Source organism: Antribacter sp. NEAU-D49 (assembly GCF_057158775.1).
Genome location: NZ_JBXTSN010000030.1, coordinates 24,639 through 51,033, shown reverse-complemented (window position 1 = coordinate 51,033; position 26,395 = coordinate 24,639). Strand labels below are relative to the sequence as shown.

Here is a 26,395-nt window from a genome sequence, read left to right as displayed (position 1 = left end):
CCGGGCGCCCGGCCCCGCGCGCAGTGGGTCGTGGTAGGGGCTGTTCGACGTGCCGAGCCGACGACGAAGTGCCGAACCAATGTGCGCGGCTCAGCGCCCCGGCCCGGGACGACCGGGGTCAGGGAGACCAGGGTCCTGCGGCCCCGGACCTCGCGTGCCGGGCTCCTGGTAACCCGGGTCGCGGTACTCAGGGTCCCGGTACGCCGGGTCGCGCGGCGCCTCACGCGTGCCGGGCGCCGGCTCGCGGTACTCCGGGTCCCGGCGCGGCGGCGCGTCCCGGTAGTCCGGGTCCCTGCGCGGCGGCGCCTCGCGCGACGCGTCCCGGTAGTCCGGGTCCCGGTAGTCCGGGTCCCGGCGTGACGCGTCCCGGTAGCCGGGGTCGCGCTCCCGGTGGCCCGCGTCGCCGTAGTCGGTCGTCGTCTCGACCTTGTCCTTCGGCCGCGGCAGGATCGCGATCAGCAGACCGACGAGGGCGCTGCCCAGGTGCAGCCACTGGTCGGCCTGGTTCAGGTTCAGGTAGTCGGTGAGCTGGTCGTTCATGACCAGCAGCCCGTACACGAACGCCGCGCCGTAGCCGAGGAGCAGGATCCACCCGAAGGTGCGCGCGCCGCCCGACGACGGCCACAGCATCACCCCCAGGAGGCCGATGACCAGGTGGACGATGTTGTGCAGCGGGTTGATCGAGAACCCGAGCAGGGTCTGGCCCGGGTCGTGCTCGGTGAGATGGCCGGCGTCGGAGAAGTTGAAGCCCGTCACGAAGAAGCCGGCGATCCCGACGGCGAGGTAGACGAGGCCCACGATCAAGGCCAGCCACTGGTGCACCCCGCGCCGACGTCGAACAACTGTTGTCTGCTGGACCATGGTTCCCTCCTCGGAGCCTGACGGTCACGTACCACCACCGTCCCGCCGGTTCCGCGGACTCGCACGTCAGCAGGCGCGCTACCCCACGCGTCCTGTGCGCAGCGCGTGCGCCACGTCCGGCCGCCCGTGGCTCTCGGCACGCCCCGCCGCCCACTCGTGGTCGTACGTGAGGGCGACGAGCTGAGCCGACCACGAGCCGCCGTCGGCCCCGCCGCCGTCCTCGACGATGGCGTACCGCGCGTCCGCCGTGCCCGCCTCGACCCGGTACGGGTAGGGCTCGTCGTCCTCGTACGCGGGCCAGCCCACGCTGCCCGGGTTGACCACGAGCGAGCCGTCGGGCAGGCGCCGGACCCGCTGGAGGTGGGTGTGCCCGCACAGGTACAGCGCATACCGCCCGTACGCGGCGCCCAGCCGCTCGACGATCTCCTCGTCCGTGGCCTCGCGCATCCCCTCGGGCGTGACGGTCTCCGTGAGGTAGCACAGGTCGTCGTCCGGGCTGCCGTGGAACGCCAGCACCCCCGGCACCGGCTCGACCCTGCCCGGTAGACCGGCCAGCCAGGCCCGCCGCGGCTCCGTGAGACCCTCGGCCGCCAGGCGGTCCGACGGCCCCATCGCCTCCGGCGGCAGGGTCAGCACCTGCCGCTCGTGGTTGCCGCTGACGGTACGGATGTCGGAACGCAGGGCGAGCACCTCGAGGGTCCCGCGCGGGTCCACCGCACCGGAGGCGATGTCACCGAGGTTCAGCACCTGGTCGATCTCCTGACCCTCGATCGACGCGAGGACAGCCAGGAGCGCAGCAGTATTGCCGTGGATGTCCGAGAGTACGGCGATTCGAGTCATTCACCCAGGTTAGTCGCGAGCGCGAGCAGCGCCCGGTCCGACCCCGCCGTACCCACCAGGCAGAGACCCGCCGGGAGCCCGGAGGCGGTCGTCACCGGCACCGACACCGCCGGCAGCCCGGCCAGGCCCGCGACGCAGGTGAGGAGCATCGTGGCGTTCCGCACCGCTTCGGCGGCCACCGGGTCACCCGCCGCGGGCGCCACCGACGACGCCGACGGGAGCGCCAGCACCCCGTCACCGAGGCGCTCGCGGATCTCGGCGCGCGCCGCCGCAGCGACGCCCCGCGCGTCGGCCAGCTCGGCAGCGGTGACAGCCCGCGCCCGCTCGAACCTGCCGCGCACCGCGTCACCGAGCACGTCGAGCCGGCCCTCCAGCCACGCCCCGTGCGACGCCCACGCCTCCGCGGCCTGCACCGTCTGGAAGGCGGCGAGCCACCCGGGCTCGGGCGACCACGCGACAGGGCGCGGCCCACGCCCGAGGCGAGCACCGCCGTCGGCCAGCGCCTGCCCGACGGCGGCCCCCACCTCCGGCTCGGCCAGGCCCAGCAGGGCGTCGCTGGTCAGCAGCGGGCCGACGGCGGCCGTGTCGGGCGGGAGCAGCACGTCGCCCACGCGGGCCAGGAGTCCCGCGTCGCGCGTGAGCCACCCGACCGTGTCGAACGTCGGCGCCAGGGGCAGCAGGCCATCGGCCGGGACGGCGCCGTGCGTCGGGCGGACGCCCCAGAGCCCTTGGTAGGCGGCGGGTACCCGGACCGAGCCGCCGGTGTCGGTACCGAGCGCCACGGACGCCTCGCCCGCCGCGACCGCCGTCGCCGGGCCTGACGTGGAGCCTCCGCTGATCCGGCCGGGCGCTCGGGGGTTGGGCGGGGTGCCGTAGTGCGCGTTCGCGCCGGTGAGGCTGTAGGCGAACTCCTCGGTCTGGGCGAGGCCCGCCACCGCGGCCCCGGCGTCGAGGAGCCGGGCCACGGCCCAGGCGTGGGTCGTCTCCACGGGCGCGGCGTCGAGCCAGGCCGGGTTGCCGGCGCCGACCCGCTGCCCGGCCACGGCGAACAGGTCCTTGACGGCGACGGTCTCGCCGTCGAGCGGGCCGTTGCCGGGCTGGGCGACGCCGGCCGGGGCGACGAGCGGGCCGCCGGCCGGGGAGCCGAGGATGCGCCACACGGAGGGATCCATGCGGACAGCCTGCCAGGTATGGCGGACAGCGTGACGCAATACCTCCGTCAAGGCGACAACTGTGTCACTATTACTAGCGACATCTGCGTCTGCATCGCCCTGGTATCGCGACACCCTCCCGAAGGAGCCCACCATGACCAGCGACCGCGTCTTCGGCGCGCCGCCGCTCGACCCGGCCGACCTCGACGTCATCGCCGAGGTGCACGCCATGCGGACGAGCCTCGCCGACGTGCTTCGGGTCCCGCGGCGCTGGACCGGTGGTCTCCGTCGTACCACGCAGGCCCGCGCGATCAAGGGGTCCAACTCGATCGAGGGCTACGTGGTCACCGCGCAGGATGCGGTCGCCGCCGTCGACCAGGAGGCCCCGCTCGACGCCGACCGCCGCACGTGGGCGGAGATCATGGGCTACCGGCGCATGATGACGTACGTCCTGACCGCTGGGGCGCGGTCCGACGGCCGGGTCTCGGCCGAGCTCCTCAGGGTGCTGCACTACATGCTCCTCGAGCACGACCTGGACAAGAGCCCGGGCGGGTTCCGCACCGGGTCCGTCTACATCCGGGAGAGCACCACCGGGAAGATCGTGTACGAGGCTCCCGACGCCGAGCTGGTACCCGGGCTGATCGAGAGCCTCGTCGGGACGATCGAGCACAACCGGGCTCACCGCCGTCCGAAGGCGACAGACCCGATGGTCCGGGCGGCCATGGCCCACCTCAACCTCGTGATGATCCACCCCTACCGGGACGGCAACGGACGCATGTCCCGCGCTCTCCAGACGCTGGTCCTCGCACAGGGAGACGTGCTGGAGCCCACGTTCTGCAGCATCGAGGAGTGGCTGGGCGACAACACCGACGACTACTACCGGGTCCTCGCTGCGACGGGTAACGGCTCGTGGCGCCCGGAGAACGACGCCACGCTGTGGGTGCGGTTCAACCTCCGCGCGCACCACCTCCAGGCGCAGATGATGCAGCGGCGGTTCCGGGAGGCCGACGAGACCTGGGTCCGGCTGGACGACCTCGTCCGGACCAAGGGCCTGCCGGACCGGACGGCCGACGCGCTCTTCGAGGCGACCCTCGGCAACCGCGTCACGAGGCCGGGCTACATGCGGCGGTCCGCCGTCGAGGACCGGACCGCCACCCGTGACCTGGTACGGCTCGCCGAGCTGGGCCTGCTCCGCCCGTTCGGCAAGGCTCGCGGCCGGTACTACGTGGCCGGCACGGGTCTCGACGCGCTCCAGTCGGCGGTGCGGGTGGACCGCCAGCCGCTCGACGACCCCTACCCGTGGCTTCCGGGCGAGCTACGGCGCCTCTCCCCGTAGCGTCGCTACGTGAAGTCCGCCTTGCGGATCCTCGCGTGGACGCCCTTGACCACGTCGACCACCTGGGAGATGTCGAAGTCGGTGGCCGCGCTCAGGTACGCGTAGGCGTTCGCAGGCGCCATCCCGTACCGGGCGCCGAGGAGGGCAATCGCAGCCCGGACGCAGTTCTGGACGGCCACGTCGAGGTCCCGGTCGAGCCCTGTGGGCACCAGGAACTGCGCCGTCTCCCCCAGCGGGCCGGCGAGCTCCCCGAAGGCGGCCACGGCGTCGGCGGCCGGGATCACGTCGAACGCCAGGCGCGCCCGCAGCGACGCCTCGAAGGCGGTGAGGGCCACCTCGCCGTCGCCCTGGGCGAAGTGCGGGTCGCCCACGTAGGCGAGCGCCCCCTCGACCTGGACCGGCAGGTACACGGTGCTGCCCGCGCCCAGCAGGTTGATGTCGAGGTTGCCGCCGAACGCACCCGGCGGCACGGAGTGCGGCCGCTCGTCGCCCGCCGCGGCCACGCCCATGATGCCGAGGAAGGGGTGCAGGTCGAAGCCGACGGTCCCGGCGCCCGGGTCGGACGACAGCGGGAGGCGCCCCCGGCCGTCGTCGTCCACCGTGGCGAACACGCTCACGATGCCGGCGCCGCCCTCCGGGAACTCGCCCGGCAGCGCACCACGCCCGTGGCGGTTCGAGATCACGCCGTACGGGACGCGGGGCGTGGTCTCCAGGACGCGGATGGCGAGGAGGTCGCCGGGACGCGCGCCGCGGACGGCGACCGGGCCGGTGACCACGTGGCCGCCGTGGGCGCCCGGGACGTCGAGCAGCCCGGGCACACGCGGGCCGAGGCGGCTCGAACGGGCCCTCGCGAGCGCGACCGCGTCCTCCAGGACGGCGTCCTGAGGGACGCCCTGCGCGGCGAAGTACGCCAGCGGGTCGCCGCCCTGGTCCTCCAGCAGGCCCTCGTGGGAGAGCGTGTCGACGACCACCTCGTCGCCCGGGTCCACGCTGAGCACCGCGGTGTCGGCCGCGCAGGGCAGGCGGCCCCAGTACGTGGTGTCGACGGTGGTGGGCAGGTACGTGGTGCCGGCCGGGACCGCCGTACCGGGCTGGAGGATCTGCTGCTGGCGCACGGGGTCACCGTACTTGCCCGGGCTACGGGCCGACGACGTCCGCCGTCGCGCCCGCACCTGCCAGAAGGCCCGTGCACCGTCGCGCCTCGGCGAGCGAGACGCCGTCGGCCACCACGACGGGCTTGGACGCCTGGTCCCGGGTGCGCTTCGCCTCGTCGGCCGGGAGCCCGAACGCCCGCAGGGCCGCCAGCACGGCCAGGGGCCGCTCCCCCGTGTGCACGAGCCGGACCACGTACGGGCCCTCCGTGGGGAACTCCGGTCGCCAGGGGTAGTGCCGCGCGAACCGCTGGTCCACCACCACATAGGTCACGAGCACCAGCACCGCCCACGCCGTCACGCCCGCGAGGGAGTCGACCACCGGTGGCCACATGGCCAGGAGGCCCGCCCTGGTCCAGGCCAGCAGGAGGGCGAAGCCCAGCAGCACCGGGACGGCCTTCAGCACGAAGAGGTGCCGGGCACTCACCGGGTCCGGCACCCGCTCGGCCGCGATGCCGTGCTGCCCGAGGAACGCGACCGCCTGGTCGGCGCGCACAGCGCCCAGGCCGCGCACGACCGGCCACGGGGCGCCGGCCGCGCGCGACGGCTCGGTCGCCGGGGCCGATCCGCCCAGCAGGCCGTACACCCGGGCGATGCCGCCGGTGCCCGCGTCCGTGACCTGGACCAGCTTGTCGGGTACCCGTTCCGGCTCCTGCCGCGTCCGGACGTGCGACACGCCACCGATCAGCAGGAGCACGCCGATGGTGTCGGCGATCCCCAGCCACCACGACCCGGAGTCCTCGCCGAACCTCCCCAGATGGAAGAGGAACGCACCGGCGACGACCAGGACGACGCGGAGGGAGAGGCTCACGCCCGCATCCTGCCAGAGACACACGACCCGTCTCACGACCCCGGCCGAGAAGGCAGTTGTGGCCGGTCCCGACGTCGGGACCGGCCACAACGGCCTTCTCGGTGCCTTCTCGGCCGGTCGGCGGTCAGACCGCGGCGCGCTCCGCGCGGTTCACGGCCGACACGATCGCCTTGAGCGACGCCGTCGTGATCGACGGGTCGATGCCCACGCCCCACAGCACGTCGTCGCCCACGGCGCACTCCACGTACGCGGCGGCGGTGGCGTCACCGCCCTCGGACAGCGCGTGCTCGGTGTAGTCGAGGACGCGAACCTGGACGCCGACCTGCGCGATCGCGTCGACGAACGCGTCGACCGGGCCGTTGCCCGTGCCGGTCAGCGTGAGCTCCTGGCCGCGGTCCAGCACGTCGATCTCGAGCGTGGCCGGGCCGCCCTCCGTGGACGACACCCGGGTGCCCCGCAGCCGCAGACGGCCCCACGGCTCCAGCTCGGAGTCGGCAGTGTCCTCCACGGGCAGGTACTCGTCGGTGAAGATGCGCCAGATGTCGGCGCCCGTCACCTCCGTGCCCTCGGTGTCCGTGTGCTCCTGGACCGCGCGCGAGAACTCGATCTGCAGGCGGCGCGGCAGGTCCAGGGCGTGCTCGGCCTTCAGCAGGTACGAGACGCCGCCCTTGCCGGACTGCGAGTTGACGCGGATGACCGCCTCGTACGAGCGCCCCACGTCCTTGGGGTCGATGGGCAGGTACGGCACGCCCCAGTCGAGGTCGTCGATCGTGACCCCGGCGGCCTCCGCGCGGCCCGCCATGTGCTCCAGGCCCTTCTTGATCGCGTCCTGGTGCGACCCGGAGAACGCTGTGAACACCAGGTCTCCCACGTACGGGTGGCGCTCGTGGACGGGCAGCTGGTTGCAGTGCTCGACGGTGCGGCGGATGCCGTCGATGTCGCTGAAGTCGATCTCGGGGTCGATGCCCTGCGAGAACAGGTTCATGCCCAGCGTCACCAGGTCGACGTTGCCGGTGCGCTCGCCGTTGCCGAACAGGCAGCCCTCGATCCGGTCCGCGCCGGCCAGGTAGCCCAGCTCGGCGGCGGCCACGGCGGTACCGCGGTCGTTGTGCGGGTGCAGCGACAGGATGACGTTCTCGCGGTGGTCGAGGTGGCGGCTCATCCACTCGATCGAGTCGGCGTACACGTTGGGCGTGGCCATCTCGACCGTGGCCGGCAGGTTGATGATGACCTTGCGCTCCGGCGTGGGCTCGAACACCTCCAGCACGGCGTTGCAGATCCGGGCCGCGTTCTCCAGCTCCGTGCCCGTGTACGACTCGGGCGAGTACTCGTAGTACACGCGGGTGTCGGGGACCGTCTCCTCGAGCTTGCGGCACAGCCGCGCGCCGTCGAGCGCGATGTCGATGACCCCGTCCATGTCCGTGCGGAACACGACCTCGCGCTGCAGCACCGACGTGGAGTTGTACAGGTGGACGATGGCCTGCTTGGCCCCGCGGATGGACTCGTAGGTGCGCTCGATGAGGTGCGCCCGGGACTGCGTGAGGACCTGGATGACCACATCGTCGGGGATGCGGTTCTCCTCGATGAGCATCCGGACGAAGTCGAAGTCCGTCTGCGACGCGGACGGGAACCCGACCTCGATCTCCTTGTAGCCCATCCGGACCAGCAGTTCGAACATGCGGAGCTTGCGCTCCGGGTTCATGGGCTCGATCAGCGCCTGGTTGCCGTCCCGCAGGTCGACGGCGCACCAGCGGGGCGCCTTCTCGATGCGTCGGGTGGGCCACGTGCGGTCGGGCAGGTCGATGGCGATCTGCTCGTGGAACGGGCGGTACTTGCGGACCGGCATGCCCGACGGGCGCTGCGGGTTGTCCTCGATGATCCCCTGCGCGGTGCCGAAGGCGGGCGCGGGGTCGGCGGGCGTCGCTACGGGTGCTGCGGTGTTCTCCATCGTGCGTCCTTCTCTCGGTGTCCCTGGTCGGCCGGCACGCCAAGTCCACCGCGGCGAGGAACCGGCCTCAGAAGGCCTCGCCGCGGCACGGAAGGAGGAGGCTCGCCGCCAGGTGCACGCAGTCACTGTACCCCCGGGTGACCCTGGTCACGCCACTGTCCACGACCCGGGCACCCGAGCGCCGGGTGCCTGGGCCCGGGTGCCTGGCCGTGTGCGCCCGCTCCAGGCCCCCCCCCCCCGGGGGGGGGGGGGGGGGGGGGGGGGGCCGCGGCCCCCCCCCCCCCCCCCCCCCCCCCCCCCCCCCCCACCCCCCCGGCCGCCGCCGGTGAGGGCGGGCTGGGGCGTGGCGGGCGCGGTGGCGGCTGAGTCAGCGGCGCGTGCGCAGGGCCGCGTCCACCGCCGGGTCGCCCAGGGCGCCCAGCCAGTCGAGGAGGGCCGGGTACGTCGACGGGTTGGCCGCGACCTGCGGCCGCAGGTGCGGAGCCTCCTGCACGATCCGCGCGAGGTCTGCCAGCGGCGTCGACGGGTCCAGCGCGTGCTCGGCGCTCCACCGCGGCGGCACGGCCACCGGCGTCATGACCTGGGTGGAGTCGCCGCGTGCGGCACCGATCACCTCGGTCTGGTCGCCGCCCGACGACGGCCGCGTGGGCCGGAGCGCGGGACGGGACGCCGGGTTGGCAGGCGAGGCGGGGCCGGCGGGCGAGACCGCCGGGGTCGCCGCCGAGACCGCCGGCATCGCCTGCGTGGGCTGGTGGTCGGCACCCGGGCGCGCCGGCTGCTGGGCGGCGGGCCTGCCCACGGGCTGGGCACCCGACACGGGCCTGCCCACCGGCTGGGCCCCCGAGGCCGGCCTGCCCACCGGCTGCGCCCCGGAGGCAGGAGCCGCGTTGCCGATGATCGCGGGGTCGCCGCCGGGGACGCCCCGGCCGGGCGTCACGGGCCGGGTGCTGGAGGTGACACGCCGGGGCTCGGGCGGACGTCGCGTCTCCGTCACCGGGTGCACGGGCGTGGACGGGAGCGAGACCGGCTCGGGCGAGCGGTCGGTCCGGGGACGCCACTCGTACGCCTGCGTGCGGTCCACCCCGGCGTCGCCGCCGATGCCCGCCGTCGAGAAGTGCTCGCGCACGGCCTGGGGCACCATGAGGGCGTAGGCGGCCACCGCGGGCAGGCCGAAGGCGAGCAGCAGGTCGGCCAGGTCCACGGCGTCGCCGGCGCCCGTGGTCGCGATGACGATGACCAGGCCCAGCACGCCGATCACGCAGGCGCCGCCCACCGCGGGCACGTGCCCCGTCGAGGCGTCGCGCGCGAGGGACCGGCGTGCCAGGACGGCGAGGACCGTCATGATCACGCCGAGGACGAGGCGCAGCACCGGCACCACGTCGAAGCCGTCCGCCACGAGCACCACCACCGCGGAGACCACGAGCACCGCGGCGAGCAGGACGATGACGTCGAAGGCCCGCACCGCGGCCCGCACCCACACGTCGGCCGAACGGCCGGTCTCCGGCCGCGCGACGGTCCCGCGGCCCACGACCGGCGAGGACGCGACGGCGGCGATCACCGGGAGCAGCACAAAGCCGAAACGCACCCAGTGGGTGGACTCCATGCCCGGCACGGCGTTCCCCGACGAGAAGACGTACAGCACGGCGAGGACCACACCCACCGCGACGAGCACGAGGCGCGAGGCCTCGTCACCGCGGACGGTCCCCCAGACGAGCAGCCAGCCGAGGCCCAGGACCTGGATCAGGGCCAGCGGCGCGAGCAGGACCGGCGCCCCCGGGACGCCGTCGCCCGCGAAGAAGATCACCAGGGTGACGACCGCGCCGACGACGAGGAGCGCTCCACCTCCGAGGAGCCCGTTGCGCCACCGCCGCGTGACGGCTCCGTCCAGCTCCACCGGCCCGAGCTCGGCCGCCCGGGGCATCGCCGCGAGCGCGGCGCCGGCCAGGGCCAGGCCGAGGCCGGTACCCACGCCTGTGGCGCCCGCGACGTCGCGCACGAGGTGCACGGCGGCGACCGCGGCGAGCGGGACGGCCGCCCACGCACGGGCGCGGCGCGTGGAGTGCACGGTCCAGGTGGCGGGGAGCGCGGCGACCCGTGCCAGGTACGGCAGCGCCAGGGAGAGGAGCGAGACGGCCGTGGCCAGCACGACCTCCACGCGGTCGGCGCCCCGGTCGGCGATCGTCCAGGGCAGCGCGAGCGCCACCAGGAGGGCGACCGTGGCGACGACGTCGCGGACGTAGTCGGCCACGGGCACGTTGGCGAACAGCCCTGCCGGCCCGGCGGCGGGCTCGGCGGCGGTCCGCTCCTGCTGCCTGCCGGCCGGGCGCCCAGCCGGGTCGGCGGCCGGGCGCCCAGCCGGGTCGGCGGGGGGCCGCTGCGCCGGGTCGGCTGTCCCCGCGCCGGCCGGCAGCGGGTCGAGCCGCACCGTCTGGGCCTGCGCGTCGGCGCCCTGGTCGCGCCCGGGGTGTCCCGCGGGCGAGCTGGTGGCGGGCCCCGAACCGGGGGCCGCGTGGTGATCCGTCATCTGTCTCTCCTCGTTGGCACCGCGGTCGTAGACAGGAAGGGCGCGGCACCGCAGGTACGCAGTCGTTTCTACCGGCTTCCTCCCGGTCTGTCAGGCGGAACCGCCAGGAGGAAGGTCACACACACGAAACCTTCAGATACCGAGCTGGTAGACCCCCCAATAGGCGAGGGTGACCAGCAGCGCCACCGAGCCGGCGATGATCACCCAGAAGGCCGCCGAGACGGCCAGCACCCCGGCGCCGCGAGGCCCCGGCGGGAGGTCGGGACCGGGATCGCTGACGGCCGGAGCCACCACGACCACCCGGCCGGCGACGCGCCCGCGCACGTCCTTCACACGATCGAGCAGGACCGCCGCCGCGACCACCGTCACCAGGCCCAGGAGGCGGACGCCGACCCAGCCGCCCTGCACCACGAGGGCGTCCTTCTCGTAGTCCAGCGCGAGCCGGGCGACCGCGGCCAGGTAGAGCACGAGCCCGACGGTGGTGAGCACCGCTCCCGCCGCGAGCGTAGCGGTCGGACCTGCGAGACCAGGGATGAGCCGCGCGCCCGGGGCCGGCCGACGGCGGGCAGCCGTCCACCGGGCGACCGCAGTCCCGGCGAGCACCAGCGCCCCGAGCACGAAGAGCCCTGCAGCCCCGATCACCACCCCCAGCACGATGTCGCCGTTGCCGTACCACTCCGGCTGCGGCACCGGAGCCGCGAGGTAGACCTGGTTGGGCGCCGCCCCGGCGACGCGCGGCTGCGCATGCGCCGTGGCGGGCAGGCCGAAGATCCAGGTGGACACGTCACGCACGAAGTTCTCGTGCAGCCCGCCGTCCACGTGCATCCCGTGGTTGGCCCCCTCGTAGAAGCGCACGGTGACGCCGGGGTCGGGCCCGGTCGCCGTGTCGGCGATGACCTGCCGGGCGCCCTGCTCGAGCGGCATGGACGCGTCGTTCGTCCCGTAGACCACGAGGATCGGGGCCTCCTGGCGCTCGAGCCAGGGCCGCACGTCGAAGTCCGCGTACTCGAAGCCGCCGCCCGGGAGCTTCATGCCCACGGCACGCGGGATGGCCCGGAAGACGCTGTCGGGCACGTCGGTGTTCTGGAGGTAGTTGCCCACGGCGTACGCCGCCTGCTGACGCGGCGGCACCACGGGCGCGGACACCATGACCTGGAACGCGAGCCGGGGGTCGTGCACCGTCATGACAGGCGACACCCAGGTGCCCTCCGACTCGGCGTAGATGCCCACGCGGTCGGGGTCCACCCCGGGCGTGTCGCGCAGCAGGTCCACGGAACGCAGGTAGTCCCCCGCCATCGCGACGTAGTCGCGGTGGCGGGTCGAGTACGTGTCCAGCCGCTTGTCGGGCACCAGGGTGGCGATCCCGGCGCTGGCCAGCGCGGTCGCCGCCTCGGTGAAGGCCTGCGTCGCCTTGCCCGTGCCGGCGCCGTGGACGAACACCAGGCCTGGCACGTCCTCCGGGGCGTCCTCCGGCATCCGGAGCAGCCCGTCCACCTCCGCGCCGTCGAGCTGCACCGTCACCGGCCGCTGCCGCACGTCGTACGTGCCGACGGGTGCCACACCCCCCGGGGCGTCGCCGATCTGCGTGTCCGAGGTGGTCGGGCGCAGGTGCTCACCCACCGGTTCAGGGTCCCACTGGGGCCCCGCGACGGCGCCCACGACCGCGAGGCCGATAGCGATCGCCGCGCTGGTCGCGGCCGTCCGGAAGATCACCTTCGGATGCTACGCCGCGTCACCGACATCCCGGCCCCGGCACGGCCGGGACGCCGGTGACGGGCAGGTCCTAGAACCCCAGGCGCCGCAGCTGCTTGGGGTCACGCTGCCAGTCCTTGGCGACCTTGACGTGCAGGTCCAGGTACACCCGCGCGCCGAGCAGCTTCTCGATGCCGCGCCGGGCCTCGGTGCCCACGGCCCGCAGGCGCGAGCCCCCGCGGCCGATGACGATCGCCTTCTGGCTCTCGCGCTCCACGAACAGGTTGACGCGCACGTCGAGCAGCGGCGGGCGGCCCTTCTCGACGTCTCCGCTGCCCTCCCGCTCGACGATCTCCTCGACCACGACCGCCAGCGAGTGCGGCAGCTCGTCGCGGACGCCCTCGAGCGCCGCCTCGCGGACGAGCTCCGCGACCATGACGGCCTCCGGCTCGTCGGTGAGCTCCCCGCCCGGGTACAGCTCCGGCCCCTCGGGCAGGTGGGAGACCAGCACGGACTCGAGCGCGTCGACCTGGTAGCCGCCCACGGCGGAGACGGGCACGATGTCGGCCCACTCGCGCTCGACGGACTTCGCGAGCTGCTCCACGGAGATGAGGTGCTCGAGGAGCGCCCCGCGGTCCACCAGGTCGGCCTTGGTCACCACGGCGACGACGGGCTTGGCCCGGCGGCCGGTCATCAGGTCGGCCAGCTGGCCCGCGATGAACCGGTCGCCCGGGCCCACCTTCTGGTCGGCGGGCAGGCAGAACGCGATCACGTCCACCTCGGAGAGCGTGTCGCGCACCAGGTCGTTGAGCCGCTCGCCGAGGAGCGTGCGCGGCCGGTGGAGCCCCGGCGTGTCGACGAGTACGAGCTGCGCGTCGGGCCGGTGCACGATGCCGCGGATGGTGTGGCGCGTGGTCTGGGGACGACCGGACGTGATCGCCACCTTCTGCCCCACGAGCGCGTTGGTCAGGGTGGACTTGCCGGCGTTCGGCCTGCCGATCAGGCAGGCGAATCCGGATCTGTGCTTGTCGTCGGTCACGCGTGGGTTTCCTTCTCCGTCGTGGTGCCGGCAGGTCGGCGGTCGGCCGGCTCCGCCTCGAGGTCGTCGTCGGCGTGCACCCTGTGCACCAGGATGGTCGCGACCTGCTTGCGCCGCCCCTCGACGCGGTCAGCCTGCAGGTGGAGCCCGCCCACCTCGGCCTGGGCGCCGAGGAGCGGCACCTTGCCGAGGGCCTTGGCGAGCAGGCCGCCCGCGGTGTCGACGTCGTCGTCGTCCAGCCGCAGGTCGAAAAGGTCGCCCAGCTCGTCCACGGGCAGGCGGGCGGGGACACGGAACATCCCGTCCCCGAGGTCCTCGACCTCGTGGTCGGGGGCGCGGTCGTGCTCGTCGGTGAGCTCGCCCACGAGCTCCTCGAGCACGTCCTCGATGGTGACCAGGCCGGCGATCCCGCCGTACTCGTCCACCACCAGGGCGATGTGCGACGACCCCTCCTGCATCTGCCGCAGGAGGTCGTCGACGGGCTTGGACTCCGGGACGAACACCGCCTGGCGGGCGATGTCCGCGGCGAGCCGCGCGCCGGCGTCGGGCAGGGTCTCGCCCTGGGGTGTGTGCAGCGCGGCGACGACGTCCTTCAGGTAGGCGACCCCGACGACGTCGTCCACCGAGACGCCCACCACCGGGACGCGGGAGAATCCCGACCGGAGGAAGAGGCGCAGCACCTTCCGCAGGGGCGTGCTCGCGGTGACCGTCACCATGTCGGTGCGCGGCACCATCACCTCGCGGGCGATCGTGCCGCCCAGCTCGATGACGGACCGGATGAGCTCGCGGTCCTCCTCCTCGAAGGCCTCGTTCTCGCCGACCCGGTCGGCGATGTCGCGCAGCTCGGCCTCCGTGAGCGGGCCCGCGGGCTCGGCCCGCGGCACCGAGATCCGGGTCAGCCAGGCCACGGCGCGCGACACGCCGGTGAGGGGCGGCGCGAGCGCCAGCAGGACGGCGACAGGCTGCTGGAAGCCGAGGGCGCGGGGCGAGACGCGGACGAAGACCACCCCGATCACGACCCCTGCCACGAGCGCGGCGAGCATCACGGACCAGGCCTGGGTCAGGCTCCGGGCGACGAGCAGCGTCGCGCTCGCGATGCCGACCACCTCCGCCGTGACGCGCACGAGCGCGAAGGAGGCCACGGTCGCCGTCGGCTCCACGACGAGGGCCTGCGCCTGACGCACCCGCGCCACCCGCAGCACGTCCTGCGCCACCTCCGCCTCGGCGAGCGCGTCCGTGAGGGACGCGCGGGTGACGCGCAGCACCGCGGCCTCCCCCGCGGACAGCATCCCGGCCAGGGCCAGGCCGACCACCGCTGTCGCGGCGAGCGCCAGGTCGACGCCGCTCATCGGATGCCGCTCATCGGGTGGCGAGGAAGGTCAGGAGCAGCTTGCGCTGGAGCGCGAACATCTCCTTCTCCTCCTCCGGCTCGGCGTGGTCGTAGCCGAGGAGGTGCAGGATCCCGTGCGTGGTGAGGAGCAGCATCTCCTCGACGGTGGAGTGCCCGGCCACCTTGGCCTGCTCCTCCGCCACCTCCGGGCACAGCACGATGTCACCCAGGGTGCCGGGCGGCGACAGCTCGCCGTCCCGTCCGGGGCGCAGCTCGTCCATGGGGAACGAGAGGACGTCGGTGGGGCCGGGCTCGTCCATCCACTGCACGTGCAGCTCGGACATGACGGTGGTGTCCACGAAGAGGATGGACAGCTCCGACTGCGGGTGCACGCGCATGGCGTCCAGCACGTAGCGGGCGAGCTCCGCGAACTCGGCCTCGTCGACCTCGTACCCGGACTCGTTGTTGACCTCGATGCTCATTCCCTGTTCCTTATCGCCGGCCGCGCTGCGCGCCGCGGCGGTCCTGCGGCTGGCGGCCCGGCCGCTGACCGCCCGCGACGACGTCCCAGCGTGCGTAGGCGTCGATGATGTCGCTGACGAGCCGGTGCCGCACCACGTCCGACGAGCCGAGCCGGCAGAACTCCACGTCGTCGACACCGACGAGGATGTCCTCGACCACCTTGAGGCCCGACGCGACGGCGCCCGGGAGGTCGACCTGCGTGGCGTCGCCGGTGATCACCATCTTGGAGCCGAACCCGAGACGGGTGAGGAACATCTTCATCTGCTCGGAGGAGGTGTTCTGCGCCTCGTCGAGGATGATGAACGCGCTGTTGAGCGTGCGGCCGCGCATGTAGGCCAGGGGCGCCACCTCGATGGTGCCGGCCTCGACGAGCTTGGGCACCTGCTCGGGGTCGATCATGTCGTGCAGCGCGTCGTACAGCGGCCGCAGGTACGGGTCGATCTTCTCGCTCAGCGTGCCGGGCAGGAACCCGAGCTTCTCCCCGGCCTCGACGGCCGGGCGCGTGAGCACGATGCGGTTGACCTGCTTGGCCTGCAGCGCCTGGACGGCCTTGGCCATGGCGAGGTACGTCTTTCCCGTACCGGCGGGGCCGATGCCGAACGTCACGGTGTGCGTGTCGATGGCGTCGACGTAGGCCTTCTGGCCCACGGTCTTGGGCCGGATGGTGCGCCCGCGGCTCGACAGGATGTTGAAGGTCAGCACATCGGCCGGACGCTGGGCCTCGGGCGCGGTGAGCATCGAGATGGACCGTGTCACCACCTCCGGCGTCAGCTGGGTACCGGCCTCGACGACCTGGACCAGCTCGTCGAGCAGCCGCGACACGAGGGCGACGTCGCCCGTGGGGCCCGACACCGCGATCTCGTTTCCGCGCACGTGGACGTCCACCTGGCCGAATCCCTCTTCGATCGCCCGGAGGACTGCGTCCCTGCTCCCGAGGAGCGAGACCATCGGTACGTGCGGCGGGACCACGATCCGGTGCTCGATCGTGCCGCCCGGGCCCGGGCGCTGCGGGGACTGTGTGGTGGGTGTGGTCGTCATGAGCCGGCTCGCGCCGAGGCCCTCCTTCGGAGGCGGGACTGATACCCCCATCCTATCGACGGGGCGGCCCTCCCTCACCAGGATTCGCCGAGGGCTCAGAATCCGCCGAGCTGCGTGCCCGAGAGCACGTGCGCATGCACGTGGAAGACCGTCTGCCCCGCCTTGGGTCCCACGTTGAAGATCATCCGGTACTGGCCGTCCGAGAGGTCGGTGGCCACCTCGTCCGCCATCTCGACCAGATCGGCCAGGATCGCCGGGGACGACGCCGCGAGCGCCGACACGTCCCCGTGGTGCTCGCGGGGCACCACGAGCACATGGACGGGTGCCTTCGGCGCGATGTCGCGAAACGCGATCGCGGACGGGGACTCTCCCACGATCTCGGCCGGGACCTCGCCCGCCACGATCTTGCAGAAGAGACAGTCGCTGCCCTCGGTGCTCGTCATACCCGCAGGCTACCGGCGTGCAACGCGCCTCGCGCAGCGGGTCGGGGGCGTGGTGGCCCGACGCCGGTGGCGCACCCGGGCGGTCCGCGAACCTCTCGTCCCCGGTCACCTCGGGCGTCCGATGTGCCGTGGTTTGGGACATGTGGGATGCTCTGCCGCATTCGACCACGACGGTGCCGTACGACATTCTCTGTGCACGTCACGTCGTCGTGCTCGCCCTCACACCACACCACACCCGCTGGAGGTCCGCGTGGCCTGGTTTATCATCGAATCGCTCGCATTCATCATCGTCGCGTTCCTGCTCGGCCTCCTCGTGGGCTGGCTCATCTGGGGACGGCGCGGCGCGCGGTCCGAGGAGAACGCTTCCGCACGCACGTCGGCCGCTGCCGGCACGCCCGTCGAGCCCGCTCCCGCCGAGGCCTCCGCCGAGAAGGCGTCGGAGGAGGCGCCCGAGAAGGCCGGGGTGGTCGCGGTGGGTACCGCGACGGCCGCCTCGGCGTCGGACGACCTCACCGAGCCCGACGCGAACCGCCTCGTCACCGAGCCGGACGCCGTCGCCGACCGGGATGCCGCCCTGGAGGCGGAGCTCGCCGCCGACGCGATGGTCGCGGAGGCTCAGGTCGTGGCCGCCGTGAGCGAGCCGGAGGTTGTCACGGCCGAGGGCGCGTCGAAGGGCGCGTCGAAGGGCAGCCCCTCGAAGGGCACCGACGACGAGGCCGCCGCCGGCGAGACCGCCCCGGCCGGCGGTGCGGCTGACGAAGCCGCGGACGCCCCCACGGACGGCGCCGCGGAGGTCGCCGCTGAGGTCGCCGCGCTGCCCGCCGTCGAGGCAGCGGTCTCGGAGGCCCAGCCGGGCACGCCGGACGACCCGGAGCTCGATGAGGCGGCCGCCGCCGAGGTGGTCGCCGAGGCCGAGGCTGTGGCCCGCCAGGCCGCCGAGGCTGCCGCAGCGGAGGAGACGGCCGGCGAGGGCTCCTCCGAGGCGGCTGAGGCCCCTGCGGAGGCCGGGGAGGAGTCCGCCGAGGGCGCCGCTCCCGCCGTCGTACCGGTCGTCGTGCCCGCCGCGGAGACCGCGCCCGCCGCCGAGCCCGCAGCCGCCGCCGAGCCCGCAGCCGCCGCCGAGCCCCAGGACCTCCGCCGCATCGAGGGCATCGGCCCCAAGATCGAGGCCGCGCTCAAGGCCGCCGGCTACACCACGTACGCCAAGGTCGCCGTCGCCACGGAGACCGAGCTGCGCGCCGCCATCAAGGCGTCGGGGATCAAGTTCGCGCCCGCGGCCAGCACCTGGGCCGCTCAGGCCGAATACCTCGCAGCGGGCGACGAGGACGGGCTCAAGGAGTACCAGGACTACCTCGTGGCGGGCCAGGAGCGCACCGGGAAGTTCAACGACAAGGTGGACTACGCGGACGTCGACCAGATCGACGACGAGGCTGCCAAGGCCGCCGCCATCGCCGCGGACGAGGCGGAGGCCGCGGCGCTCGCCGCTGCGGAGCCCGAGCCGCAGGACCTGCAGCGCATCGAGGGCATCGGGCCCAAGATCGAGTCGGCCCTGAAGGCCGCCGGGTACACCACGTACGCCAAGGTCGCCGCAGCCTCGGAGACGGAGCTGCGCGAAGCGATCCTCACCGCGGGCATCAAGTTCGCCCCCGCCGCGAGCTCCTGGTCCGACCAGGCGCAGTACCTCGTGGACGACGACGAGGCCGGTCTCAAGGAGTACCAGGAGTACCTCGTGGCGGGCCAGGACCGCGCCGGGAAGTTCAACGAGAAGGTGGACTACACCGACGTCGACCAGATCGAGGACGAGGCCGCCAAGGCTGCCGCGATCGCCGAGGACGAGGCGGAGGCCGCCGCTGCCGAGGCGACGACCCCGGCCCGGACGGAGCCGGAGACCGAGGTGAAGGCATGAGCCGACGGCGCCGCGTGGTCGCGCCGATCGTGGTCACGGCCGTCGGGTTCGGGCTGCTCACGGGGGCACAGGACACGTTCTTCCGGGAGGGCGTGATCGAGGAGAAGCTCACGGCCGCGTCCGAGGCCGCCCTCGCCGAGGCCGGGCTCACCGACGTCGAGGTGTCGTTCGTCGGCCGGGACGGGACGCTGATCGCCCAGAACGAGGCAGACGGCCTGGATGCGACCGACGTGGTCGAGGGCGTCGACGGCGTGCGCGTGGTGCGCGCGCTGATGCCGGCCGACGCCGTGCGGGCCGAGGACGACGGCCGGGACGAGGAGTCCTCGGCGTCGCCGAGCGCCTCCACGAGCGCGTCACCGAGCACCTCCCCCAGCGCGTCGCCCAGCCCGTCCCCGAGCGTGACGCCGTCCCCGACTCCGACCGCCGCCCCCCAGGTGGTGCAGGAGCAGCTGATCGCGATCCCGCCGATCACGTTCGTCACCGACAGCACCGACCTGACGCCGGAGGGGAGGGCGACGGTCGAGCAGGCCGCCGCGGTGCTTCTCGCCAACCCCGGCGTCACGGTGCGGATCGAGGGGCACACGGACTCCGTGGGCACGGCGGAGCACAACCTGGCGCTCAGCCAGGGCCGCGCGCAGACCGTGCTCAGCACGCTCGTGGGCCTCGGCGTGGCGCAGGAGCGGATGTCCGCGCAGGGCTTCGGCGAGTCGGTGCCCAAGGTCGTCGAGAGCACCCCGCAGGACCAGGCGGTCAACCGCCGGGTCGACTTCGTGGTGCAGCAGGCAGGCTAGCCCTCCCTGCCCGCGTGATCGGCAGTTCGGTGGGGGGGGGGGGGGGGGGCCGGCCCCGCCCCCCCCCCCCCGGCCCGGACCGCACGCGGGCGGCCCCGCCGGGCCGGGTTGATCGGCCTTGGGGGGGGTGAGGGGCTTTTCTACCGCCCCACCCCCCACCGAACTGCCGATCACGTCACGAGGGCGACCGCAATCTGCCGATCACGTCACGCGGGCGACCGCAGCGACCGCCCCGTTCACACCGCCCAGCGGCCCAGGCGCTCGCTCAGCAGCGCCACGGCGATCGGCCCGGCCGTGGACGTGCGCAGGACGTGCGGACCGAGGCGGGCCGCGACCGCCCCGGCGCTGGTCAGAGCCGCCAGCTCCGCCTCCGAGATACCGCCCTCGGGACCCACGACGACGAGCAGCTCGCGCGCGGCCCCCGGGTCGGCCACCGGCAGCGGCACCCCCGCCAGCGGCGTGGTCGCCTCCTCGTGCAGCACCACCACGGCGCCGCCCGCGCCCACCACCTCGGCCGTGCGCACGGCGAGCTGCTTGGTGGTGACGGCGTCCCCGACGGTCGGCAGGCAGGCCCGTCGGGCCTGCTTGGTGGCCGCGCGCACGGTGCTCACCCAGCGCGCCCGCGACTTGGCGGCCCGGTCTCCCCGCCACACCACGACGGAGCGTTCGGCCTGCCAGGGCAGGATCGCGTCGGCACCGAGCTCGGTCGCCGCCTCGATCGCCAGCTCGTCCCGGTCGCCCTTCGCGAGGGCCTGCACGAGCGTGACGACGACCGACGGCGCCGGCTCGACGACGACGCGGCCCACCCGCAGGTGCACCGACCCGCCCTCGACCGACTCGACGACCGTCTCGAGCCGCACGCCCGCGCCGTCGACCACGTCGATGCGCTCACCGGGGCCGCGCCGCTGGACCACTCCCGCGTGCCGGCCCTCGGCCCCGTCGAGCACGTAGACCGACCCCTCGGTGACGGCCGCGAGCGGAGCCGCCGACGACGTCTCCGCGAGGAACACCGGCGCGCTCATCGGTCAGCGTCCGGAGAGCTTGTCACGCAGCCGCGAGAAGACACCCGGGTGCGCGGCGGACAGCCGCGGGTCGGGCCGCTCCTCCCCGCGCAGCCGCGCGAGGGTCTGCAGCAGCTCCTCCTGCTCGGCGTCCAGCGCGGTGGGCACCAGAACCTCGATGTGGACGTTGAGGTCGCCGCGGCCGTTCGCGTGGAGGTGGCCCACGCCGAGCCCCTTGAGCGTGACGACCTGCCCCGGCTGGGTGCCCGGGCGGAGGTCGATCTCCTGCGGCCCGTCCAGCGTGTCGAGCTCCAGCACGGTCCCGAGGGCCGCGGCCGTCATGGGCACCTGGAGGGTGCAGTGCAGGTCGTCCCCGCGGCGCACGAACGTGTCGTGGGCCCGCTCGCGGATCTCCACGTAGAGGTCGCCGGCGGGACCACCGCCGGGACCGACCTCGCCCTGAGCGGTCAGCTTGATGCGGGTACCCGTGTCGACACCGGCCGGCACGTTCACGGTCACGGTGCGGCGCGAGCGCACGCGACCCTCGCCGGCGCAGTCGGAGCACGGCTCCGGGATGACGGTGCCGAAGCCGCCGCACGCGGCGCAGGGCGCGGTAGTCATGACCTGGCCGAGGAACGACCGGGCCACGCGCTGGACGGAACCGCGTCCGTGGCAGACGTCGCAGGTGCGCGCCGACGTGCCCGGACGGGCGCCGTCACCCCCGCACGTGGAGCACGCTACGGCGGTGTCGACCTGCAGCTCGCGCTTGGTCCCGAAGGTGGCCTCGGCCAGGTCGAGGTCGAGCCGCACGAGCGCGTCGTTGCCCCGCCGGGCACGCGGCACCGGTCCGGACGGCTGCCCGCCGCCGAAAAACGTCTCGAAGATGTCCTGGAAGCCGAAGCCGTTGCCGAAGCCGCCCCCGGCGCCGCCGCCCGGGGCGGTCGGGTCCACGCCCATGTCGTACTGCTGGCGCTTGTCCGCGTTGGACAGCACCTCGTACGCGCGCGCGACGTCCTTGAACCGTTCTTCGCCTGCTTCGCCCGCGACGTCCGGGTGGAGCTCACGCGCGAGCTTGCGGTACGCCTTCTTGATCTGCTCGGGCGTGGCGTCACGCTGGACGCCGAGGATCTCGTAGTAGTCGGTCACAGGTCTCTCTTCGCAGACGGTTCGGTCGGCTGGTCAGGTAACGGTGCTCAGGTGCCCGTCGCCGGGCGCGACCCGGTGCATCGGTCGCGCGCCCGGGGCGGGCGGGGGTCAGGTGGACGTCACGTGGGCAGGACCCGGGAGAGGTAGCGGGCGACGGCGCGCACCGCCGCGATGGTGCCGGGGTAGTCCATCCGGGTGGGGCCGATCGAGCCGAGGATGGCGAGCGTGTCGCCGTCCGTACCGTAGCCCGAGGAGACCACCGACGCCTCGGTCAGGCCCTCGAGCCGGTTCTCGTGGCCGATCCGGACGGCGACGCTCTGGTCGGCGACCATCTCGGTGAGCAGGCCGAGCAGGACGACCTGCTCCTCGAGCGCCTCGAGCACCGGGCTGAGACCCTGCTCGAAGCGCATTCCCGCCCGGGCGAGGTTGGCCTGCCCGGCCAGCACGATGCGCTCCTCGCTCTCCTCGCCGAGGGTCTCGGTGACGAGGTCGGCGACGGCGGAGGCCACGGGCCGCACGTCCGGTGGCAGCGCGGCCATGACGCGGTCGAACGCCGCCCCGACGTCGGCCAGCCGCTTGCCGGCCGCCGCGGCGTTCAGGCGCGCCCGGAGCTCGCCCAGGGTGCCCTCGTCCAGCCCGGGCGTCACGTCGAGGAAGCGCTGCTCCACCCGGCCCGTGTCGGTGATGACGACGACGAGCAGCCTGGACTCGCCGGTCGGTACCAGCTCCAGGTGCCGCAGGCCCGACCGCCGGAGCGACGGGTACTGCACCACGGCGACCTGGCCGGTGAGCTGGGCGATGAGGCGTCCGGCGCGAGTCATCACGTCGTCCAGGTCCACCGCCTCGGAGAGGAAGGTCTCGATGGCGCGCTTCTGCGGCTGCGAGAGCGGCTTCACCTCGGCGAGCCGGTCCACGAACAGGCGGTAGCCCTTGTCGGTCGGGATGCGCCCGGCGGAGGTGTGCGGCTGCGCGATGTACCCGGCCTCCTCGAGGGCGGCCATGTCGTTGCGCACCGTCGCGGGCGAGACGCCCAGCTGGTGCCGCTCCGTGAGCACGCGCGAGCCCACGGGCTCTCTCGTGCGGACGTAGTCCTCCACGATGGCCCGCAGCACGTCCAGCCTGCGATCCTCACTCATCGCGCGCACCTCCGTCCGGCACTCTCGGTTCCTGAGTGCTAATTCTACGCGGGGCGACCGACACTACCGGTGCGCAGCGCCGTGGCAAGAGGCTGGACCGCCTCGGCGAGCGCCTCGGCCGCGTGCCGGCTCATCCCCACGGCGTTCGCGAAGCCGTGGACGTGGCCGGTCACGACCTGGACGGTGGTGGGGACCCCAGCGTCGCGGAGGCGGGCGGCGTAAGCAAGACCCTCGTCCCGCAGCACGTCGAAGCCCGCGACGACCACGTGGGCCGGAGCCACGCCGGAGAGGTCCCGGGCGCGGATCGGTGAGACGCGCGGGTCGGACGCGGGGACGCCGTCGGGCAGGTACTTGCCGTGGTACCAGGACAGCCGGTCGGCCGCCAGGGCGTACCCGTCGAAGAGGGCCTCCGACGGGTACCTGCGGGTCATGTCCGTGCCCGGGTAGAGCAGGAGCTGGAAGGCCGGCCCGCCATCGGCGTCGTCGCGGGTGAGGTTCGCCACGACGGCGGCGAGGTTGCCGCCCGCGCTGTCGCCCGCGACGGCCACCGGGAGCCGCGCGTCCGACCACGGGCCGGGCTGGTCACGCACGTGACGGAACACGTCCAGGGCGTCGGTCAGGGCGGCCGGGAAGGGGTGCTCCGGAGCCAGGGCGTAGTCGACGGAGATCACGACGGCGTCCACCGCCAGCGCGAGGAAACGGCAGACGGGGTCGGCCGTGTCGAGGTCGCCGAGGACGAAGCCCCCACCGTGGAGGTACACCACGATCCCGTCGGGCGGGCGGGCCGGGTCCGCCTGGTAGAGCCGGACGGGGACCGGCCCGCCGGAGCCCTGGACCGCGGTGTCCTCGACACGCGCCACGGGCACCGGGTCGTGCAGGAGCCTTGCCTCGAACGCGACCCGGGCGCGCGCCCGCTCCACGGTCTCGCCCGGCCGGGGCCGGACGAGCGGGGCCAGCCGCAGCGCGGCCTGGACCTCGGGGTACAGGCGCTGCCCGTCCACGACGTGCGGGGGCCCGGCCAGGACTCGCACCACCGGGGCGGGGAGCCGCCCCACGGCGCGCACGGCGGCCCGGATCGCGCGTTCCGCTCGCTCGCGCACCTCCGCACCTCCTCCGCGACCGCTCAGGGGCCGGACCGGCCCTACCGCTGTCTGCCCAGCCTGGCCCGGACCGCCGATGCAAGCACGCGGGCCCGGCCCGACACGGCGGTCGCCGCGTGCCTCGCGGCGTCGGCCGGGCGGCCGTTCATCGCCGCGATGAGCGCGTCGAGCGTGGGCAGGTCGATCGCTCCACGCGAGAAGATGGCGACCGCGCGCAGCGGCAGCTCGCGCGAGGACCGTTCGAGCATCTGCCGGGACGCCTCGTCACCGGCCTCGTCGACCGGGGTACGGCGGCTCACCGCCTGCTGGAGCAGGGCGCCGAGACGCGAGCTCTCCCCCACCTCGCCCAGCAGCGAGTCGCGCGTGTACGGGCGCACCGGGCGCGGCCTGGGCACCGGGCGTCCCAGCCGCCGGGCGAACTCGTCGTCCGTGCGCGCCACCGGCTCGGCGTCGGCGGGCTGGGGCGCGGCCGTGACCCCGCCCTCCACCTCGACCGGGAGCGTGGCCACCACGTCCACGGAGCTGCGGGCCACCTCGACCTCGAAGCGGCCCACCGGTGTACGCCAGCCCGGCGCTCCCGCGTCGTAGAAGGCGAACGCCCTGGCGGGCACCCGCACCCGCACCTCGCGGCTCTCGCCGGGCGCCAGGTGCACCTTCGCGAACCCGCCGAGCTCGCGCCGGGGGCGGAGCACCACGCCCGTGGCGTCGTGGACGTACACCTGGACGACGTCGGACCCCGCGCGGCCGCCGGTGTTCGTGACGGTCACCGTGACCGTGACGTCGTCGCCCGGCGTGATGGTCTGCCGGTCGAGCGCCGCGCCGTTCCACGCGAAGGTGGTGTAGCCGAGCCCGTGCCCGAATGCGTAGGCCGGCTCGATGCCGGACGTGACGTGGTGCCGGTAGCCCACCATGAGGCCCTCGCGGTGCTCCACCTGGTGGGGGTGCCCCGGGAACCACGGGTCGGACGCGACGTCCTCCTGCCGGGCCGGGAAGGTCTCCGCCAGACGCCCGCCCGGCTCCGCGTCGCCGAACAGCACGTCGACGAGCGCGGCTCCGCCGGCCTGCCCGCCCAGATACGACTCGACGATCGCCGCGACGCGGTCGCGCCACGGCAGCAGCACCGGGCCACCGTTCGACAGCGCCACGACGGTGCGCGGGTTCACCGCGGCCACGGCCGTCACCAGGGCGTCGTGCTGGGCGGGGAGGGTCAGGTCGTCCCGGTCGAAGCCCTCGCTCTCGCGGACGGCGGGCAGCCCCACGAGCACGACGACGACGTCGGCGCCGCTCGCCACGTCGATCGCCTCCGCGAGGAGCGCCGCGTCGTCGGCCGACCGCGTCGGCTCGTAGCCACGCGCAAAGGTGACCTCCACCCCGCGGCGGCGCAGCTCGTCGAGCACCGACGTGACGCGGGTGGGGTTCACCTGCGACGACCCGGCGCCCTGGAATCGCGGCTCCTCCGCGAACGCACCCACGACCGCCAGCCGCACGCCCGGCGTGAGGGGGAGCAGCCCGTCGTTCCGCAGCAGGACGGTGCCCGCCGCCGCGACCCGGCGCGCCAGGGCGTCGTCGGCCGCGCGCAGGTCGTCGGGGACCACGCCGGGCGCGTCCCCGGGCTTCGGCGCACGGGCCACGAGGTCGAGCACCCGCTGGGCCGACGTCGTCACGGCCTCCTCCGCGAGCGCGCCGGTGCGGACCGCCTCGTGCACCTCCGCGTCGAAGAGCCCGCGGCTGCCCGGCATCTCGAGGTCGAGCCCCGCGGCGACCCCCGCTGCCCGGTCGTGCACGGCGGCCCAGTCGCTCATGACCAGCCCGTCGAAGCCCCACTCCTCCCGGAGGATGCGGGTGAGCAGCCCGTGGTGCTCCGTGGTGTGGAGCCCGTCGAGCAGGTTGTACGACGCCATCACCGTCCACGGCCGGGCGCTCCGCACCGCGTGCTCGAAGCCCGCCAGGTAGATCTCCCGCAGGGTGCGCTCGTCGACGACAGCGTCCACGACGAACCGGTGCGACTCCTGGTTGTTCACCGCGAAGTGCTTGAGGCACGCGCCCACGCCCTGCGACTGGATGCCCTCGACCAGGGCTGCCGCCATGCGGCCGCTCACGACGGGGTCCTCGGAGAGGTACTCGAAGTTTCGCCCGCACAGCGGGTGGCGCTTGATGTTGAGCCCTGGGCCCAGGACGACGCCCACCCCGAGCGCCCGCGCCTCTGCCCCGACGGCGCGACCCACCTCGGCGGCGAGGTCCTCGTCCCAGGTGCTGGCCAGGGTCACGGCGGGCGGGAAGCAGGTGGCCGGCTCGCTGTGCCCGAGACCCAGGTGGTCGCCGACGCCGGGCTGGTACCGCAGGCCCTGCGGGCCGTCGCTCAGCACCACGGCGGGGACGCCCCGGCCCGGCAGCGGCTGGGTCAGCCACGACCCGCTGCCCGAGAGCAGGGTGACGCGCTCGTCGAGGTTCAGGTCGCTCGCAGGCGGCGTCGTCGTCATGCCGTCATCCAACCAGGGGCGGGGAGCGTGGGCGCGCCCACGCGCCGCCCTTTCGCCAACCCTGCGCCGAGACAGTGCCGCCGTCGGACGAACGCACTGTCTCGGCGAGAGGGCGGGACACGCGGCGTCCGGCTCCGTCGGGGCGACGC

Annotated in this window: 21 protein-coding genes; 3 read left to right on the top strand and 18 right to left on the bottom strand. The window is 74.1% G+C overall.

The window, feature by feature from the left end; translation table 11 throughout:
* Positions 1-90 precede the first annotated feature (90 nt).
* The 3 genes from AC060K_RS19250 to AC060K_RS19240 form a co-directional block, all read right to left on the bottom strand.
* Positions 91-861, bottom strand: a complete 771-nt coding sequence (locus tag AC060K_RS19250) for a DUF4383 domain-containing protein (RefSeq protein ID WP_483766965.1) — start codon at positions 859-861, stop codon at positions 91-93.
* Between the two features lie 78 nt (positions 862-939).
* On the bottom strand, positions 940-1,701 hold the full coding sequence (locus AC060K_RS19245) for a metallophosphoesterase family protein (protein WP_483766964.1): 762 nt from the start codon (positions 1,699-1,701) through the stop codon (positions 940-942).
* Positions 1,698-2,873 (bottom strand): amidase, encoded by a 1,176-nt coding sequence (locus AC060K_RS19240; protein WP_483766963.1) that lies wholly within the window; start codon positions 2,871-2,873, stop codon positions 1,698-1,700. The genes AC060K_RS19245 and AC060K_RS19240 overlap by 4 nt, the downstream gene beginning before the upstream one ends.
* 133 nt (positions 2,874-3,006) lie before the next feature.
* Between AC060K_RS19240 and AC060K_RS19235 the strand changes: the two genes are divergently transcribed.
* Positions 3,007-4,188, top strand: a complete 1,182-nt coding sequence (locus AC060K_RS19235; RefSeq protein ID WP_483766962.1) for a Fic family protein — start codon at positions 3,007-3,009, stop codon at positions 4,186-4,188.
* 5 nt (positions 4,189-4,193) lie between these two features.
* On the opposite strand, the gene AC060K_RS19230 is transcribed toward AC060K_RS19235, so the two are convergent.
* From AC060K_RS19230 to AC060K_RS19185, 10 genes are all read right to left on the bottom strand, one after another.
* Positions 4,194-5,303 carry an acetamidase/formamidase family protein gene (locus AC060K_RS19230; RefSeq protein WP_483766961.1) on the bottom strand — a complete coding sequence of 370 codons (1,110 nt, stop codon included), beginning with the start codon at positions 5,301-5,303 and terminating at the stop codon, positions 4,194-4,196.
* A 22-nt stretch (positions 5,304-5,325) separates the two neighbouring features.
* Complete coding sequence (locus AC060K_RS19225) at positions 5,326-6,150, bottom strand: hypothetical protein (protein ID WP_483766960.1); 825 nt, start codon at positions 6,148-6,150, stop codon at positions 5,326-5,328.
* Between the two features lie 124 nt (positions 6,151-6,274).
* A complete protein-coding gene (leuA, locus tag AC060K_RS19220) occupies positions 6,275-8,098 on the bottom strand; it encodes a 2-isopropylmalate synthase (protein WP_483766959.1) in 1,824 nt (607 codons plus the stop codon).
* A gap of 367 nt (positions 8,099-8,465) precedes the next feature.
* Positions 8,466-10,622, bottom strand: a complete 2,157-nt coding sequence (locus AC060K_RS19215) for a DUF7937 domain-containing protein (protein ID WP_483766958.1) — start codon at positions 10,620-10,622, stop codon at positions 8,466-8,468.
* Positions 10,623-10,754: 132 nt separating this feature from the next.
* Positions 10,755-12,335: an alpha/beta hydrolase family protein gene (locus AC060K_RS19210; protein ID WP_483766957.1), complete on the bottom strand. Its 1,581-nt coding sequence runs from the start codon at positions 12,333-12,335 to the stop codon at positions 10,755-10,757.
* A gap of 70 nt (positions 12,336-12,405) precedes the next feature.
* Positions 12,406-13,353, bottom strand: a complete 948-nt coding sequence (era, locus tag AC060K_RS19205) for a GTPase Era (protein WP_483766956.1) — start codon at positions 13,351-13,353, stop codon at positions 12,406-12,408.
* Positions 13,350-14,702 carry a hemolysin family protein gene (locus tag AC060K_RS19200; RefSeq protein WP_483766955.1) on the bottom strand — a complete coding sequence of 451 codons (1,353 nt, stop codon included), beginning with the start codon at positions 14,700-14,702 and terminating at the stop codon, positions 13,350-13,352. Before AC060K_RS19200 ends, era begins: the two co-directional genes overlap by 4 nt.
* Positions 14,703-14,712: 10 nt before the next feature.
* A complete protein-coding gene (gene ybeY, locus AC060K_RS19195; protein WP_483766954.1) occupies positions 14,713-15,165 on the bottom strand; it encodes an rRNA maturation RNase YbeY in 453 nt (150 codons plus the stop codon).
* A gap of 10 nt (positions 15,166-15,175) precedes the next feature.
* Positions 15,176-16,243, bottom strand: coding sequence for a PhoH family protein (locus AC060K_RS19190; protein WP_483766953.1), 1,068 nt, complete (start codon positions 16,241-16,243; stop codon positions 15,176-15,178).
* A 95-nt stretch (positions 16,244-16,338) separates the two neighbouring features.
* Positions 16,339-16,686 (bottom strand): histidine triad nucleotide-binding protein, encoded by a 348-nt coding sequence (locus AC060K_RS19185; protein WP_483766952.1) that lies wholly within the window; start codon positions 16,684-16,686, stop codon positions 16,339-16,341.
* A gap of 250 nt (positions 16,687-16,936) precedes the next feature.
* Here AC060K_RS19185 and AC060K_RS19180 point away from each other — a divergent pair, with 250 nt between their 5' ends.
* Both AC060K_RS19180 and AC060K_RS19175 read left to right on the top strand, forming a co-directional pair.
* Positions 16,937-18,592, top strand: a complete 1,656-nt coding sequence (locus AC060K_RS19180) for a helix-hairpin-helix domain-containing protein (protein WP_483766951.1) — start codon at positions 16,937-16,939, stop codon at positions 18,590-18,592.
* Positions 18,589-19,383 (top strand): OmpA family protein, encoded by a 795-nt coding sequence (locus tag AC060K_RS19175; protein WP_483766950.1) that lies wholly within the window; start codon positions 18,589-18,591, stop codon positions 19,381-19,383. Before AC060K_RS19180 ends, AC060K_RS19175 begins: the two co-directional genes overlap by 4 nt.
* Before the next feature lie 236 nt (positions 19,384-19,619).
* Here AC060K_RS19175 and AC060K_RS19170 read toward each other — a convergent pair whose 3' ends face one another.
* The 5 genes from AC060K_RS19170 to AC060K_RS19150 form a co-directional block, all read right to left on the bottom strand.
* Positions 19,620-20,405 carry a 16S rRNA (uracil(1498)-N(3))-methyltransferase gene (locus AC060K_RS19170; protein ID WP_483766949.1) on the bottom strand — a complete coding sequence of 262 codons (786 nt, stop codon included), beginning with the start codon at positions 20,403-20,405 and terminating at the stop codon, positions 19,620-19,622.
* 3 nt (positions 20,406-20,408) lie between these two features.
* Positions 20,409-21,530 carry a molecular chaperone DnaJ gene (gene dnaJ, locus AC060K_RS19165; RefSeq protein WP_483766948.1) on the bottom strand — a complete coding sequence of 374 codons (1,122 nt, stop codon included), beginning with the start codon at positions 21,528-21,530 and terminating at the stop codon, positions 20,409-20,411.
* Between the two features lie 119 nt (positions 21,531-21,649).
* Positions 21,650-22,666: a heat-inducible transcriptional repressor HrcA gene (gene hrcA, locus AC060K_RS19160; RefSeq protein WP_483766947.1), complete on the bottom strand. Its 1,017-nt coding sequence runs from the start codon at positions 22,664-22,666 to the stop codon at positions 21,650-21,652.
* A 44-nt stretch (positions 22,667-22,710) separates the two neighbouring features.
* Complete coding sequence (locus AC060K_RS19155) at positions 22,711-23,766, bottom strand: alpha/beta hydrolase (protein ID WP_483766946.1); 1,056 nt, start codon at positions 23,764-23,766, stop codon at positions 22,711-22,713.
* A 41-nt stretch (positions 23,767-23,807) separates the two neighbouring features.
* A complete protein-coding gene (locus AC060K_RS19150; protein ID WP_483766945.1) occupies positions 23,808-26,246 on the bottom strand; it encodes a glycoside hydrolase family 3 C-terminal domain-containing protein in 2,439 nt (812 codons plus the stop codon).
* Between the last annotated feature and the right edge of the window lie 149 nt (positions 26,247-26,395).

What these genes read in the sequence shown, in the direction of transcription:
- AC060K_RS19250 (WP_483766965.1), bottom strand. Translation starts at nt 861, where the DNA reads ATGGTCCAGCAGACAACAGTTGTTCGACGTCGGCGCGGGGTGCACCAG.
- AC060K_RS19245 (WP_483766964.1), bottom strand. Translation starts at nt 1,701, where the DNA reads ATGACTCGAATCGCCGTACTCTCGGACATCCACGGCAATACTGCTGCG.
- AC060K_RS19240 (WP_483766963.1), bottom strand. Translation starts at nt 2,873, where the DNA reads ATGGATCCCTCCGTGTGGCGCATCCTCGGCTCCCCGGCCGGCGGCCCG.
- AC060K_RS19235 (WP_483766962.1), top strand. Translation starts at nt 3,007, where the DNA reads ATGACCAGCGACCGCGTCTTCGGCGCGCCGCCGCTCGACCCGGCCGAC.
- leuA (WP_483766959.1), bottom strand. Translation starts at nt 8,098, where the DNA reads ATGGAGAACACCGCAGCACCCGTAGCGACGCCCGCCGACCCCGCGCCC.
- AC060K_RS19215 (WP_483766958.1), bottom strand. Translation starts at nt 10,622, where the DNA reads ATGACGGATCACCACGCGGCCCCCGGTTCGGGGCCCGCCACCAGCTCG.
- AC060K_RS19200 (WP_483766955.1), bottom strand. Translation starts at nt 14,702, where the DNA reads ATGAGCGGCGTCGACCTGGCGCTCGCCGCGACAGCGGTGGTCGGCCTG.
- ybeY (WP_483766954.1), bottom strand. Translation starts at nt 15,165, where the DNA reads ATGAGCATCGAGGTCAACAACGAGTCCGGGTACGAGGTCGACGAGGCC.
- AC060K_RS19190 (WP_483766953.1), bottom strand. Translation starts at nt 16,243, where the DNA reads ATGACGACCACACCCACCACACAGTCCCCGCAGCGCCCGGGCCCGGGC.
- AC060K_RS19185 (WP_483766952.1), bottom strand. Translation starts at nt 16,686, where the DNA reads ATGACGAGCACCGAGGGCAGCGACTGTCTCTTCTGCAAGATCGTGGCG.
- AC060K_RS19175 (WP_483766950.1), top strand. Translation starts at nt 18,589, where the DNA reads ATGAGCCGACGGCGCCGCGTGGTCGCGCCGATCGTGGTCACGGCCGTC.
- AC060K_RS19170 (WP_483766949.1), bottom strand. Translation starts at nt 20,405, where the DNA reads ATGAGCGCGCCGGTGTTCCTCGCGGAGACGTCGTCGGCGGCTCCGCTC.
- hrcA (WP_483766947.1), bottom strand. Translation starts at nt 22,666, where the DNA reads ATGAGTGAGGATCGCAGGCTGGACGTGCTGCGGGCCATCGTGGAGGAC.
- AC060K_RS19150 (WP_483766945.1), bottom strand. Translation starts at nt 26,246, where the DNA reads ATGACGACGACGCCGCCTGCGAGCGACCTGAACCTCGACGAGCGCGTC.